Source organism: Streptomyces sp. SID5910, assembly GCF_009862125.1.
Lineage (GTDB): Bacteria > Actinomycetota > Actinomycetes > Streptomycetales > Streptomycetaceae > Streptomyces.
This window is the reverse complement of the sequence record NZ_WWHX01000745.1, coordinates 1-14,462: the sequence shown is the minus strand read 5'-3', so window position 1 is coordinate 14,462 and position 14,462 is coordinate 1. Positions and strand designations below refer to the sequence as shown.

The 14,462-nt window shown below is 71.7% G+C and carries 12 protein-coding genes; 7 read left to right on the top strand and 5 right to left on the bottom strand.

What is annotated here, in order from left to right; translation table 11 throughout:
* Positions 1–14 precede the first annotated feature (14 nt).
* Both GTW67_RS26360 and GTW67_RS26355 read left to right on the top strand, forming a co-directional pair.
* Positions 15–2,030, top strand: coding sequence for an NADPH-dependent 2,4-dienoyl-CoA reductase (locus GTW67_RS26360; RefSeq protein ID WP_161167280.1), 2,016 nt, complete (start codon positions 15–17; stop codon positions 2,028–2,030).
* Between the two features lie 41 nt (positions 2,031–2,071).
* Positions 2,072–2,626: a PadR family transcriptional regulator gene (locus tag GTW67_RS26355; protein WP_161167279.1), complete on the top strand. Its 555-nt coding sequence runs from the start codon at positions 2,072–2,074 to the stop codon at positions 2,624–2,626.
* Between the two features lie 70 nt (positions 2,627–2,696).
* On the opposite strand, the gene GTW67_RS26350 is transcribed toward GTW67_RS26355, so the two are convergent.
* Together GTW67_RS26350 and GTW67_RS26345 are read right to left on the bottom strand one after the other, a co-directional pair.
* Complete coding sequence (locus tag GTW67_RS26350; protein WP_161167278.1) at positions 2,697–3,260, bottom strand: hypothetical protein; 564 nt, start codon at positions 3,258–3,260, stop codon at positions 2,697–2,699.
* Positions 3,261–3,429: 169 nt separating this feature from the next.
* Complete coding sequence (locus GTW67_RS26345) at positions 3,430–4,458, bottom strand: fibronectin type III domain-containing protein (protein WP_524539824.1); 1,029 nt, start codon at positions 4,456–4,458, stop codon at positions 3,430–3,432.
* 366 nt (positions 4,459–4,824) lie between these two features.
* On the opposite strand from GTW67_RS26345, the gene GTW67_RS26340 reads away from it, so the two are divergent.
* On the top strand, positions 4,825–5,775 hold the full coding sequence (locus GTW67_RS26340) for a glycoside hydrolase family 75 protein (protein ID WP_161167277.1): 951 nt from the start codon (positions 4,825–4,827) through the stop codon (positions 5,773–5,775).
* Positions 5,776–5,847: 72 nt separating this feature from the next.
* Here the strand turns inward: GTW67_RS26340 and GTW67_RS26335 are convergent, their stop codons facing one another.
* From GTW67_RS26335 to dhaK, 3 genes are read right to left on the bottom strand one after another with little or no spacing between them, the layout of a single operon-like run.
* On the bottom strand, positions 5,848–6,258 hold the full coding sequence (locus tag GTW67_RS26335; protein ID WP_161167276.1) for a PTS sugar transporter subunit IIA domain-containing protein: 411 nt from the start codon (positions 6,256–6,258) through the stop codon (positions 5,848–5,850).
* Positions 6,251–6,850, bottom strand: coding sequence for a dihydroxyacetone kinase subunit DhaL (dhaL, locus tag GTW67_RS26330; protein ID WP_161167275.1), 600 nt, complete (start codon positions 6,848–6,850; stop codon positions 6,251–6,253). The genes GTW67_RS26335 and dhaL overlap by 8 nt, the downstream gene beginning before the upstream one ends.
* Positions 6,851–6,899: 49 nt before the next feature.
* Entirely contained in the window at positions 6,900–7,892 is a 993-nt protein-coding gene (gene dhaK / locus GTW67_RS26325; protein ID WP_161167274.1) for a dihydroxyacetone kinase subunit DhaK, read from the bottom strand.
* A gap of 443 nt (positions 7,893–8,335) precedes the next feature.
* Here dhaK and GTW67_RS26320 point away from each other — a divergent pair, with 443 nt between their 5' ends.
* The 4 genes from GTW67_RS26320 to GTW67_RS38220 form a co-directional block, all read left to right on the top strand.
* A complete protein-coding gene (locus GTW67_RS26320; protein ID WP_161167273.1) occupies positions 8,336–9,304 on the top strand; it encodes a hypothetical protein in 969 nt (322 codons plus the stop codon).
* Positions 9,301–11,379 carry a vWA-MoxR associated conflict system protein gene (locus GTW67_RS26315; protein WP_161167272.1) on the top strand — a complete coding sequence of 693 codons (2,079 nt, stop codon included), beginning with the start codon at positions 9,301–9,303 and terminating at the stop codon, positions 11,377–11,379. Before GTW67_RS26320 ends, GTW67_RS26315 begins: the two co-directional genes overlap by 4 nt.
* The gene (locus GTW67_RS26310; protein WP_161167271.1) at positions 11,376–12,365 is read left to right on the top strand and encodes an AAA family ATPase; all 990 of its coding nucleotides are present in this window, start codon (positions 11,376–11,378) and stop codon (positions 12,363–12,365) included. Before GTW67_RS26315 ends, GTW67_RS26310 begins: the two co-directional genes overlap by 4 nt.
* A partial coding sequence (locus GTW67_RS38220) for an SAV_2336 N-terminal domain-related protein (RefSeq protein ID WP_161167270.1) occupies positions 12,358–14,462 on the top strand: 2,105 nt, incomplete at its 3' end. The genes GTW67_RS26310 and GTW67_RS38220, both read left to right, overlap by 8 nt.

Genomic DNA, 14,462 nt, shown 5'->3' with positions numbered 1-14,462 from the left:
GCACGGAGGGCCCGATGAGCCGTTACCCCCACCTGCTGAGCCCGCTCGACCTGGGCTTCACCACCCTGCCCAACCGGGTCCTCATGGGCTCCATGCACGTGGGCCTGGAGGAGGCCGAGCGCGGCTTCGAGCGCATGGCCGCCTTCTACGCCGCCCGTGCCCGCGGGGGAGTGGGCCTCATCGTCACCGGCGGCATCGCCCCCAACGACGAGGGCCGCCCCTACCCCGGCGGCGCCAAGCTCACCACCAGTGCCGAGGCCGAGCGGCACCGCGTCGTCACCGACGCCGTGCACCGCGAGGGCGGCCGGATCGCGATGCAGATCCTGCACTTCGGCCGCTACGCCTACCACGCCGACCTCGTCGCGCCGAGCCCGCTCCAGGCGCCGATCAGCCCCCACGTGCCCCGCGAGCTGACCGACGAGGAGGTCGAGCGGACCGTCGACGACTACGCCCGCACCGCCCGCCTCGCCCGCGAGGCCGGTTACGACGGCGTCGAGATCATGGGCTCCGAGGGCTACCTGATCAACGAGTTCATCGCCCGGCACACCAACCGGCGCACCGACCGCTGGGGCGGCCCCTACGAGAACCGCATGCGCTTCCCCGTCGAGATCGTCCGCCGGGTGCGCGAGGCGGTCGGCGAGGACTTCATCGTCGTCTACCGCCTGTCCATGCTCGACCTGGTCCCCGGCGGCTCCACGCTGGAGGAGGTCGTCACGCTCGCCAAGGCCGTCGAGGCCGCCGGGGCGACCATCATCAACACCGGCATCGGCTGGCACGAGGCCCGCATCCCCACCATCGCCACGTCCGTGCCGCGCGGCGCGTACACCTGGGTGACCAAGCGGCTGATGGGCGAGGTGTCGGTGCCGCTCGTCACCACCAACCGCATCAACACCCCGGAGGTGGCCGAGCAGTTGCTCGCCGACGGCACCGCCGACATGGTGTCGATGGCCCGCCCGATGCTCGCCGACCCCGACTTCGTCGCCAAGGCCGCCGCCGGCCGGCCCGAGGCCATCAACACCTGCATCGGCTGCAACCAGGCCTGCCTCGACCACACCTTCGGCGGGCAGATCACCTCCTGCCTGGTCAACCCGCGCGCCTGCCACGAGACCGAGCTAGTCCTCTCCCCGACCCGGCTCCGCAAGCGCGTCGCGGTCGTCGGCGCCGGACCGGCCGGACTGGCCTGCGCCGTCAGCGCGGCCGAACGCGGCCACGAGGTCACCCTCTTCGACGCCGCCGGCGAGATCGGCGGCCAGCTCAACGTCGCCCGCAAGGTCCCCGGCAAGCAGGAGTTCGACGAGACGCTGCGCTACTTCCGTACGCAGCTCGACGCGCACGGCGTCGACGTACGGCTGAACACCCGGGTGGGGCTCGACGACCTCACCGGCCACGACGAGGTCGTCGTCGCCACCGGAGTCACCCCGCGCGTCCCCGACATTCCCGGCGTCGACCACCCGAGCGTCCTCGGCTACCTGGACGTCCTGCGCGACGGCGCCCCCGTCGGCGACCGCGTCGCCGTCCTCGGCGCGGGCGGCATCGGCTTCGACGTCGCCGAGTTCCTCACCGACGGCGGCGACAAGGCCCACGAGGACCCCACGACGTATTTCCGCCTGTGGGGCGTCGACATGGACTACCGCGCGCCCGGCGGGCTCGCCGCACCCGAGCGCCCGGCGCCGCCGCGCACCGTCCACCTGCTCCAGCGCAAGACGTCCAAGGTCGGCGCCGGTCTCGGCAAGACCACCGGCTGGATCCACCGCACCGAGCTCAAGCACCGCGGCGTCACCATGGTCCCGGGCGTGCGCTACGACCGGATCGACGACGCCGGACTGCACGTCACGATCGGCGACGAGTCCACGGTGCTGGAGGTCGACACCGTCGTCCTGTGCACCGGCCAGGAGCCCCGCCGCGGCCTGTACGACGAGCTGGTCGCCGCCGGCCGCAGCGCCCACCTCATCGGCGGCGCCGACGTGGCCGCCGAACTGGACGCCAAGCGCGCCATCAAGCAGGGCACCGAGCTGGCGGCGGCACTGTAGGAGGCGTGGGGAGCGGCGTGGGCCGTCCCTAGGATGAGCCCATGTCACTCCCGCACGCGATCCTCACCGCCCTGGTCGAAAAGCCGTCGTCGGGGCTGGAGCTGACCCGCCGGTTCGACAAGTCGATCGGCTACTTCTGGTCGGCGACGCACCAGCAGATCTACCGCGAGCTGGGAAAACTGGAGGCACAGGGGCTGATCCGCGCACTGCCCGCGCAGCAGCCCGCCCGCGGCCAGAAGAAGAGCTACGAGGTCCTGCCCGCGGGCCGCGACGAACTGGCCCGGTGGACCGCCACCGCGCAGGATCCGCGGCCCCTGCGGGACACCATGCTGCTGCGCCTGCGGGCCGCCGCCGTGGTGGGCACGGCCGGCATCGAGGCGGACCTGCGACGCCATCTGGAGCTGCACGAGCGGCAGTTGGCCGAGTACGAGGAGATCGAGAAACGCGACTTCCCGCCCGGCAGGGACAGCGCCGAGGACCGGCTGCGGCACCTGGTGCTGCGTGCCGGCATCGACCTGGAGACCTTCTGGACCCAGTGGCTCAGGCACGCCTTGGCGGAGTGCGCCGAACTGCCGGCGGCCGACGACCCGTCGTGACGCTCGCGCGGCGAGCCCGGGGCGCCCGAAGCCGGTGCGCTGAGAACCGGCGGGCTCAGAACCGGTGCCCTCAGAACCGGTACGGCTTCGAGCGGCGGCGCAGGAACCAGGCCGCGGCGATGACCCCGCCGCCCATCAGCGTGCTGCCCGCCACGAGGGTGACCGTGCTGTAGTCCTGGATGGCGCCGCCGACCCCGCCCAGGACCCCGCGCGGCGACGCGGAGGACGAGGGAGTGGGGGAGGCGGACCGGCTCGGGGAGGCGGAGGGCGAGGGCGCCGTGGACACGATGACGGTCTGGGTGCCGGCGGTGCTGTTGTTCGAGCACACCACGACGACCGTGTAGGTGCCCGGCGTGATGCCCGACCACGCGGCGGACTGGCCCCCGGCGGTCCCCGACAGCGCGACCTGGCGGCCCTCGGCGAAGCTGCCCTGGCTGCTGGTGAGCAGCGAGGCCGTGCCCCAGCTGCCGTTCAGCTGGGCGCAGGCGGTGGTCGTGACCGACACCGTGCTGCCGGTGGTGCTCACCGAGATCCCCGGACCCGCGGCGGCCGGACCCGCGGCCAGGGCGACCGGCAGCGCGGCGGCGGCCGCCACGGTCAGGCCGGAGCGGAGAAGTGGCGATGAGATGCGCATGTCGACTGCCCTCCGGCGGCACGGTTGGCGGACATCCCTTGCGCCGCCGAGTTCGGATCGCCCGTGCTGCCCCCTCAGCGGCAGCCAACAGCGCGCCGACCGGGCCCGCATGCGGAGCGCGACCGGCCAGGTGACACGCCCACCGACCGCGCCCGCCCTCGCCGGGGCGTCACCGCTCCCGGCCGGTCGTCACCGTCCGTTCCGCCGAGAAGCCGCCCCAGGTGCCGTCGGGCAGCTTGGCCCGCACCCGCACCCGGTGCGTGACGCCGGACTCCTGCCCGGCGTAGAAGCTGTACTCGGCCCGGTCGCGCGGCGCGTCGCCGCCGTACACGAGCGAGGTGGCCCTGCTGCCGTCCAACTGGATCTCGTACTCGGTGACCACCCCGTCGGCGCGCGGCGGCACCCAGTCCAGGTCGATGTAGTACGCCCCGTCGGCGCGGTGGGTCGCCGCGCGCAGGCCGGTGGGCGCGGTGGCGCGGCCGTCGTCGGCGCCCGGGGTGGTGAGGCGGACGGCGGCGCTGGCGGGGGAGACGTTGTCGGCCGCGTCCCGCGCCCGGACGGTGAACGCGTAGCGGGTGCCCGGGCGCAGACCGGTGACGACGGCCGCGGTCTGGGCGCCACCGACGCTGTGGATCTTCGTGTCGCCCTGGTAGACGTCGTACGAGACGACGCCCCGGTCGTCGGTCGCCGCGGACCAGGTCAGCTGGACCGCCCGGCTGCCCGCCGCCCGGCCGTGCGCGCCCGCGGGCCGGGTGGGGGCGGTGCGGTCGGCGGCCGCGGCGGCCGGGGTCGTCGCCCGGACCTCCGCGCTGTTCGGCCCGAGCCGCCCGTCGGCGTCGCGCGCCCGCACGGTGAAGACGTAGGCGGTCGAGGGACGGAGCCGGGTGACGTCGGTCATGCGGTCGGCGGCGGGCACCTCCGTCACCTTGGTGGCGCCGCGGTACACCTCGTAGGCCTCGGCCCCGGCGACGGCGTTCCACATCACGTGCACGCTGGTCGCGCTGCCCGCGTCGGCGGTGACGCCCGTCGGCGCCCCGGGCAGGCCGCCGCCCCCGCCGTCGTCGCCGCCCGCGCCCCAGCCGCAGGACGAGACCAGCGCGAGGGCACCGCAGAGCAGGGCGCAGCGGCGCAGCGCGGAACGGCGCTGGGCCGAGGGGCGCGGGACGAGGTGGGGGGTGGGTACGGGGACGCCTCGCACGGCTCTGCCTCCCGGGGCGGCCAGACGGCAATGGTCCGGACCAATATGCCGCCATGACGCGATCACATCAAGAGGGCCGCCGTGGCCGATCACCCGGAAGGGTTACGTATCCTGGACCCTCTGAGGGCCCAACACCCCTGTAGCAGCAGGTGAGTTGCGGCCCGCGGCGCGGACTGCTGTCGTCGCCGATCCCGCGCCGGCGCGGGCGGCCGGGCTGGCCGGAACCGGTACCGGACCCGGCCCGCCCGGCCCCCGTCGCACGCCGGGTCGTGCACCGTCTGGCCCTGTGATGGTGGTCCGCGCGCTCGAACCGGGGACAGATGGGCCCGAGTGTCCGTCCATGTCCCCCAGGAGAGGCCACACAACGTGCGTGTCCAGTCGCTGACACTGGTCGCGGCCAGCGCCGCCCTGCTCGCCCCCACGGCGTTCCCCGCCGGACCGCTGCCGCCCCGGCCGGGGCAGCAGTCCCCGGCCCGGACCGCCACCGAGGCCGGCCCCCGCCCCCGGGAGGCGTTCGCGCCCGAGGCCCTCTCCCGCCGTGGGCCGATCGTCGAGGCGGGTGCCCGCCCCCGGGAGGCGTCCGTGCCCGAGGCCCTGGCCCGCCTCAGACCGGAGCGCGAGGCCGGCTCGCGCTCCGGCGTCCGGCCCGTGCCCCGCTCGCACACCGGCACCGGGCCCGCCGACGGCACCGGGCCGGCGGATGGCACCCGGCCCGCCGACGGCACGCGCCAGGGACCCGTCCGCGCCGCCGACCTGCTGGCGAGGACCAGGGACTGCGACCCCGTCTCGCACGGCCGCTACCGCAGTGACGCCGGGACCCGGGCGGACATCCCGGTCTGCGGCACCCGGGACGCCGTGTTCTGGAAGGCCGACCTGGACATCGACTGCGACGGCCGGCGCGGCGAGCGCTGCAACTCCCGCACCGACCCGCACTTCACGGCCGCCACGGCCTACACCCGCTCCGACGGCGGCCCGCTGGACGCGGAGAAACTGCCCTACGTCGTCGTCCCCCAGCCCAGCGACATCTGGGACCACCGCGCGGACGGCGTGCGCGGCGGCTCGGTCGTGGCCCTCGTCCACGGGGACCGGGTGGGGTACGCGGTCGTCGGCGACATCGGCCCGCGCGACATCATCGGCGAGGCGTCCTACGCGGCCGCAGAGGCGCTCGGCGTGCCCGCCGACCCGAGCGGCGGGGGCGTCGCCTCCGGGGTGACGTACATCGTCTTCAAGGACTCCGAGACCGAGCCCATCGAGGACACGGCCGCCACCGAGCGGACGGGGGAGCGGCTGGCCCGGGCCTTCATCGACGGCGACTGAGCGGCCGGCGCCCCGAGAAGGGGGGCGGGGGCGGCGCGCGCACCCGGCCCCGCCCCCGGCGTCCTCGGTGCTCTACACCTTCCGGTAGGAGTACGCGTCCGCTGCCGCCGCCTCCACCGCCGCCAGGTCGGCACCCGTCGCCGCCGTGACCACCGCGGCGACCGCGCCCTCGACGAACGGCGCGTCGATCAGACGGGTGTTGTCCGGCAGTTCGTCGCCCTCGGCCAGCAGGGCCTTGACGGTGAGCACCGCGCTGCCCAGATCGGCGAGGACGGCGACACCCGCGCCCCGGTCCACGGACGCGGCGGCGGCGGACACCAGCTCGGAGCTGGTGCCGAACCCGCCGGCCGCGGTGCCGCCCGCCGGGGCCACCGGCACCGCCGCGCCGCCGCCCGACAGGGCCTTCGTCAGCTCGGCCACGGAGGCCGCGACCTCGGCACTGTGCGACACCAGCACGATCCCGACCAGCTTCTCGTCACTCACCGGCCGCCTCCTGGAGTGCCGCGATCAGCAGGGCCGCCGACGTGGCACCGGGATCCTGGTGCCCGATGCTGCGTTCGCCCAGATAGCTCGCCCTGCCCTTGCGCGCCTGAAGCGGCGTGGTCGCCTCGGCGCCCTCCTCGGCGGCGGCGCGGGCCGCGGCGAAGGAATCATCGAGGGCGTCCACGGCCGGCACCAGCGCGTCGATCATCGTCTTGTCGCCCGGCGCGGCGCCGCCGAGCGTGCGGACGGCGTCCACGCCCGTCCGCAGCGCCTCGGCCAGCTGCTCCGCGCTCACCTCGGCGCTGTCGCCGAGTGCCTTGCCGGTGCGGCGCAGCAGCGTCCCGTACAACGGCCCGGAGGCGCCGCCGACGGTCGAGATGAGCTGCCGGCCGGCGAGTGTCAGGACCGCGCCGGGGGTGTCGGGCGCCTCCTTCTCCAGCGTGGCCGTCACGGCCGTGAACCCGCGCTGGAGGTTGCTGCCGTGGTCCGCGTCGCCGATGGGCGAGTCGAGGGCGGTGAGCCGTTCCGCCTCGCGGTCGACCAGCGCGGCGGTCGCCGTCATCCAACGGCGGAAGAAGTCGGCGTCGAGCACAGGATCTCCTTGCCTGGTAGGTACGTTCCGATCCTTTCCCCGTCCACCGTCACATGCCCCACCGCAGTCCGGGCGTCCGCACCGGCGCGTCCCACAGTCCGAGCAGCTCCTCGTCGATCTCGCACAGGGTGACCGAGGCGCCCGCCATGTCGAGGGAGGTCACGTAGTTGCCGACGAGGGTGCGGGCGACGGCGACACCGCGCTCGCCGAGCACGCGCTGCACCTCGGCGTTGAAGCCGTACAGCTCCAGCAGCGGCGTGGCGCCCATGCCGTTGACGAGGACCAGGACGGGACTGCTCGGGGCGAGATCGGTCAGTACCGCGTCGACGGCGGCCTCGGCGATCTCGCCCGAGGTCATCATCGGCCGCCGCTCCCGGCCGGGCTCCCCGTGGATGCCGATGCCGAGCTCCAGCTCGCCGGCGGGCAGGTCGAAGGTGGGGCTGCCCTTGGCCGGTGTGGTGACGGCGCTGAGGGCGACACCGAAGCTCCGGGAGCTGTCGTTGACCCGTCGCGCGATGGCCTCCACCTGCTCCAGCGGACGGCCCTCCTCCGCCGCGGCGCCCGCGATCTTCTCCACGAACAGCGTGGCGCCCGTGCCGCGCCGCCCCGCCGTGTGGAGGCTGTCCGTCACCGCCACGTCATCGTTGACCAGCACCTTCGCGACCTGGATGCCCTCGTCCTCGGCCAGTTCGGCGGCCATGTCGAAGTTGAGCACGTCACCGGTGTAGTTCTTGACGACGAACAGCACCCCGGCCCCGCTGTCCACGGCCGCCGCGGCCCGCAGCATCTGGTCCGGGACCGGCGAGGTGAACACCTCACCCGGACAGGCCGCCGACAGCATCCCCGGCCCCACGAATCCGCCGTGCAGCGGTTCGTGCCCCGACCCGCCCCCGGACACCAGGGCGACCTTCCCGCCCACGGGGGCGTCCCGCCGCACGATCACCCGGTTCTCGACATCCACGGTCAGCTCGGGATGGGCGGCGGCCATACCCCGCAGCGCGTCCGCGACCACGGTCTCGGGAACGTTGATGAGCATCCTCACGGGTATCTCCTATGCAGGTTGGCGGACGGGCTTGTGTCCTGTGTTTCTGCTGGTCAGAGCTGGTATGAACGGTTCGTGATCTCGCGGGTCCGCGGCGGTCGTGTGCGGGTACTGGCGGTACTGATGCCAACTTTGATGATGTGGCGTCAGGACCCCTTAGGCGAGTCGGGCGCCTTCCGACAGGAGTCCTACGGCGCAGTATCGACCTTGCGACCGCGAAGGTCACGTTCCCCGGCAACCGGAGAGGCCAGGGAATATCGGTCTGGCACAGACGGCCGAAGGACCTGGGCGGGCACCCATCGACTTCGCCAGGGGCGGGGTATGAGTGCCGCTGACCAGGCAAGGGGCGGCTGTACATCCTCGTGGTTACTGGCTGGTTCCGTCCCCCGGCCCACACCTGGCACAGCACAATAATCTTCCTGCGAGGGAAGGGGAGGGGCGTCATGCACACGGGGAAGCCTCAACTGCTGTTCGTCCATGGGATCGGCGGCCTGAGAGACGGCGTGAGTGAACGCCGGCAGTGGCTCGAAGCGCTTGCCACCGGAGCGCGGGATGCCGGGCTGGCGGATTGGATCTCCGCGCTGACACAGGGCTGGCTCGCGGACGTGACGTTCGCCGACTACAGCGATCTGTTCCACCGCCGTGGCGCCCAGGGCGGGGCGGCGGCCGGTGAGCTCGACCCGGATGAAGTGCCATTCCTCGCGGGCATGCTGGACTCCATGCTGGAGGAGCTGTCCGAACAGGTTCCGCCGGAGGACAGCCCACAGGGTGCTCGAGTCATCCGCGACGCCCGCTTCCAGCTCGACGCCGCGGTGGCAGGACGTCAGGGGCAAGGACCGGGCGACATCGGACGCCGTCTCGTCGGTGTCACGACGACCATGCTGCGCCTGCCGGGAATGCGACAGACAGCGCAATGGATGAACGGCAAGGCGCTTCTGCTGCACCTTGCCCAGGTGGGACGCTATCTGGACCGCCGTGCGAAGAAGGCGCACGTCGGCGCCGCCGTCCGTGCCCGGGTCGTGGACGGTCTGGACCCGGAACGCCCCTTGGTGGTGGTGTCGCACAGTCTGGGAACGGTGGTCGCCTACGAAGCCCTGCACGAATATGGCGCCTCCGTATCCCTCTGGGTCACGCTGGGCTCCCCACTCGCGCTGGGAGCGGTGGTACTGGACCGCCTGGTGCCGACCCCTGCGTCCTGCCCGGAGAACGTCGCGTCCTGGCTGAACTTCTGGGACCGCGACGACATCGTCGTGGGGCGGCCGCAGTTGGCCCACTGGATCGGCCCGAGCGCGGGCGGCGTCAAGGCCATCACCACACGCGTCGACTCCCGTGGTCTGTGGACGCACACCGCCACGAGATACCTGGAACACGGTGCGGTGGCCCGACCGGTGATCGAGGCTCTGCGCCCGTGAGCAGTGCGACGAATCCTCCGCGCAACGTGCTCGTCGTGGGTGCTCAGTGCAGGGACGGTTCGCGGCTGGAGGGCCTGGAAGAGGCCGCCCAGGCCTTGCACGCCGCCTTGGTGAACCCTCGGCTGGGCGCCTGTGCGGACCGCGGCGGGGACTCCCTGCTGGTCGGCACCGGGCTGGGCAGGGACAGGGTCGTCGCCGCCGTGGAGCGCGCTGCTCAGGCGGCGCAGCGTGACGGCGGCCCGCTCGTTCTGGCCTTGTTGGGCCACGGCGAGTCAGGTGAAGGCACGCCCCTGCACCTCGTGACGTCGGGCAGAGAGAACGACCCGGAGCTGTCCAACGTGGCTGTGCCCGCCCTGCTGGGCGGTGTGCTGAATCACCCTGGTGTCAGCGGCCTGATCGCCATCGTCGACACCTGTTTCGCCGGCGGAGCGGTGCCGGATTCCTCCAGGATCACCGCCGGCCGGCAGGACGGCAGTGTTCAGTTCGCTCTGCTGTTCGCGGCCACCGCGAAGGAGCAGGCCTTCGACATGAGGCTCAGCACGGAGCTCGTCCGCCTCATGGAGGAAGGCCGGCCCGGACCGGAGGAAGTCCTGAAGCTGGATGACAACCTTTTGGACAGACTCAGTGAACGAATCCAAGGTCAGCAACCGGGGCTGAGCTCTTTCAGAGGAACCGCGTCCCTCGGTGCACCCCTGTGGCTCGCCCGCAACCGCGCCGCCGGGAGCGGCGGCCCTCTCGGTCCGATCGCCGGCAAGGCGGTACGGGAGACCGTCCAGCGGATCGACCCCGGTCTGCGGCTGTCCACCGAGGAGGAGATCGCTGCCTGGCTGAAAGTCGACTCGCCGTCAGTCAATGGGGCTTCCTGGTACGCCGTACAGCGGCTGCGGGAGCTGCTGGGCGAGCTCACAGCCGGACGGAAGACACTGAACGTCATCAGTACCGCGTTCGGCACGGCATTGACGGAGGACAATCTCAGGCTGGCCGGCATGCTCGCGGGCTTCCCCCTGGACTTCGTGAGGCATGAAGCCCCCCGCCTGAGAGACTTGGTCGAGCATGCCGTCCATCACGGCAGTGCAGCTGAGGGCTCACAGCGAGCCCTGGCCCATCTGGTGGCCGCCCTGGCCCATATCACCGGGCACTCGGACCGTCTGCCGGAGGAGGTGATCGCCTGGGCCGAGGACCTGGAACTGGCCCCGGCCGTCAACAGCCGCCTGAGCGACCTCAATGAGCAGCGAGACGAGGTGCAGGCCCCGCGTTTGGTACTGGTCCTGGCCGACGAGGGCACCGAAGACGTCGTCGCGGTGGACGCCTGGCTGCTCTTCGGCCGAGCCGTCCTCACCAACCAGCGTTTCCCCTGCGGTCGGCAGCGGAACAGCCTCACAGCAGCCATGACCGAGGCCATCTCCTGGGCAGCACCATGGGCGAACATCGTCGGCAGGCCCCTGCAGCACATCGACGTCGCCGCACCTACTCTTGTGCTGCTGGACTGCCCTCCCGAAGAGCAGTTGGTCCACAAGGCCAAGCTGGGAGTCAACTACGTTGTCACCACCCGCTGGTCCGGTCTCCTGACGCCACCGGCGGGCATGACCGTCGACGACATGTTGCAGGTGGGGGAACGGCTCCTGGCCTCCCTGGAAGGCGGTGCGTGCCTTGGCCCCACGTGGCTTCACGAGGAGCACCTGACGGCCCTCGAAGAGTTGCAGGACCACCTGAGCAACCACGGGCGCGGGCAGAAGGTCTGGTCCCTGACCTCCACGCCCGAGACGGACTGGGAATTCATCGCGCAGGAACTCCTCGAGCACACGCCCGCACTGGTGTGGCCTCGGCACAAGGACATCAGCGACGCGCGACTGCTCAAGGACTCTGTCGCCCGTCACTGGCAGGCCCTGCCCGAGCAGATCGCCCATGCCTACCGGACACAGCTGTCCGGAACCAGCCCCGGCGAGGACGGCCTCGAACCCCTCGCCACGGTCAGAGCGGCCTGGCACGACACACACTGGCAGGTCTTCTGTCAAAGACGCGCACGTGCAGTCGTCAGAGCACCGCACGAGACAACGCCCAAGGAGCGACTATGAACTGGGCCCCGTACTACAAAGGCACGGGCCTTCCGGCGGCCCAGAGCCCGCCCCGACTGCCGGCCCCGCCCCCCTGGCGCAACCCCGTTCACAGGGCAGACTCCCAGGACGCCGACGCTGAACGACCCACCGACCTGGCGACCGCCTACCGACCTGCTCCCGGGCTTGTCGAAGCCGTCAACGCCGCCCTTCACCTGCGCCGCCCCCTGCTGCTGACCGGCAGGGCAGGGTCGGGCAAGTCCACCGTCATCCGGCAGGTCGCGGCCGAACTCGGCCTGGGCGAGGTACTCCATTGGCACATCACCTCACGCAGTACGCTCGCCGACGCGCTGTACCGCTACGACGCCCTCGGCCGCATCCACGCCCACAACCTGCGCACGCTCACCGGCAAGGCGGAGAGCGCCGAGCATGAGGACGACATCGGTGACTTCGTTCAGCTCGGCCCCCTGGGCACCGCACTGCTGCCCAACGCGGTTCCCCGCGCGCTACTGATCGACGAGATCGACAAGAGCGACCTCGACCTGCCCAGCGATCTCCTCGACGTCCTCGAACGAGGCGGATTCGAGATTCCCGAACTCGCCAGGCATCCCAAGCCGGACATCGAGGTCCGTACCGCCGACAAGAACGGCCGGCACGTCGTTCTCGACGGGTGGGTGCAGAGCAGCGAGTTCCCCGTCATCGTGTTGACCAGCAACGGCGAACGTGAGTTTCCAGCTCCGTTCCTGCGCCGCTGCATCCGTTTCGATATGCCGCCACTCTCCGAGCAAGCACTCTCCGACATCGTCACCGCCCACCTCGACGCCATCGAGGATCCCGCCACCGCCGATCTCGTTCACCACTTCCTCGAAAGAATGGACAAGGGCGAATACGTCGCCATCGACCAACTCCTCAGCGCTGTCTACCTTCTGCGTGGCGATCACGTACCGGACCCCGCACAGCGCCAGAGCCTGGAGGCGCTGCTCCTGCAAGGGCTCGGACGTGGCTGAGGACACGGCCGGCCGCCTGGTACGGCTCGCGTCGCCAGGCAGTGGCGACATCGACGTCGAACAGCTCCTCGACGCCGTGGTCCTCGCTGCCGCTTGGGTACGCGCCGATCGCTTCCACAACCCTGAACGCTTCGGCATGGAAGACACAGAGCAGCCTGAGAGGACCTCCCAAGAGGGTGCTTCCCCCAAAGAAGCCACGCAGACGGCACATGCCGTAGACACGGCGGGCACCGCTCATCCGACGGCCTCGGTATGGCTCGAGGACCCGACGAGCACTCACCGTATTACCGGCAAGCAGGCGACCATCGGCCGCGCCACGGCGCTGCCCGACGCACTGGGCATTGGCCGCGCCCTGCGTCCGCTGCGCCGTCCCTGGCCGTCGGGGGCTCACCGTCGGCTCGATGTCGACGCCACCGTAGAGCACTACACCCGTACGGGGATGCTCATCCCTCGGCTCGCTGCTGCTCCAGAGCCCTGGCTGGAGGTGATCGTCGTCCTGGACCGCGGCACTGCGATGGCCGTCTGGGATGAGGCGGTTCGCGTCTTCACCCAGACGCTGCGCGCCTTGGCAGCCTTCCGTGCCGTCCGCCTCTGGCACCTGGAGCACCCACCCGACGAGCCGCCTGTTCTGCATGATCACCACGGCCGGACGATTCCCGTGTCGGCGGATGCCTCCCACGTCACGCAGCCGGCCCGCCGCCTCCTGCTTGTCGTTTCGGACTGCGCAGCACCGGCCTGGCGGCAGGCTGCCCTGTGGCAGACCCTGCACGCCTGGGGCCGCACGGCGCCGGTCGCCCTGATCAACCCACTGCCCAGACGCCTCTGGCAGCGCTCGGGCCTCGACCTGCCTCGCACCACCGCGACCGCGCCCGTCCCCGCTGCCCCGGGCCGCGTGCTGTCCTTCCGCCCTCCGCGGCTCCTCCGCGAAACACCGGAAACGAAGCCCTGGCAAGCGCTGCCAGTGATGCAGCTGGAACCCGACCAGATCCTCACCTGGGCTCGCACCCTGATGCGCACTGACCCCTCGGGCTGCGGCGCTGTACTCGTACCCGCCACAGGCCGTTCTCCTCTGCGCCCTCGCCCTGGAATGGCTGCCCAGCCCGAGACGAGGTCCACTGACGCCCAGGTCCGCGCACAGGCCGAAGCGTTCACGGACGATCGTGAAGCACCGGCGGTGCGCCTTGCCATCGCGGCAGCGCCGCTCGGCTCCTTCACACTGCCTGTTCTGGATGTGCTCCGACAGCGCCTCGTTCCGGAGGCCGGTCTCGCAGACACAGCCGAGTTCCTCACCGCCGGTCTTCTGACCGCGACGCGATGCGGCGAGGCCGACATCACCTATCACTTTCACCCTGCCGCGGCCGCGCACCTGACCAAGATGTGCACCCGCCACCAGCTGTGGGACGCCCACTTCGCCCTCACCGATCACCTTGCAGCCAGTGTCCAGGCCCCACACGGTATCCCCGTAGTGCTGCATTCCCCCTTGTCGACCGAGAGCCTGCCCACCGGAGCCCGCCCCATCGCCCGCGCGGCAGCCGCGACAGCCCGTCTGCTCGGAGTCGAGCCGACGGAACCCTGGCCGGACGCTGACCGCTCCGTAGTCGGTCGACCATCCGCAGGCACGGGCGTGGGCCAGCCCGATGGCTCGTCCACCGGCGCAGACCTCGCCGCATCCTCCAGGCAGCCGAGGGGGACGAGCGAGGCCCAGGAGCAAGAGTCGGCCGGGTCGGAGCACACGCTGGAGGCGGAAGGTCTCGATGCCCTGACCGCGCGTGTCGCTCTCGCCTCCTCACACTGGGACGAGGGGCGCGCCAGCGAGGCCATTGCGGTACTCGAGGAGGTGGTCGTCGAAAGCGAGCGGCTTCTCGGTGCGGAAAACACCGGCACCTTGAAAGCGCGCGCCAGCCTCGCCGCCTCCTACAGCTTGGTGGGGCGGACGAGCGAAGCTGTGGCCTTGCTGGAGCAGGTGGCTGCGGATTGCGAGCGGATTCTGGGTGCGGACCACGCCGATACTCTGATTGCGCGCGTCAGGCTCGCCACGTCCTACCGGGACGTGGGGCGGTTGGGTGAGGCCATCGAATTGGGGGAGCAGGTGGCTGC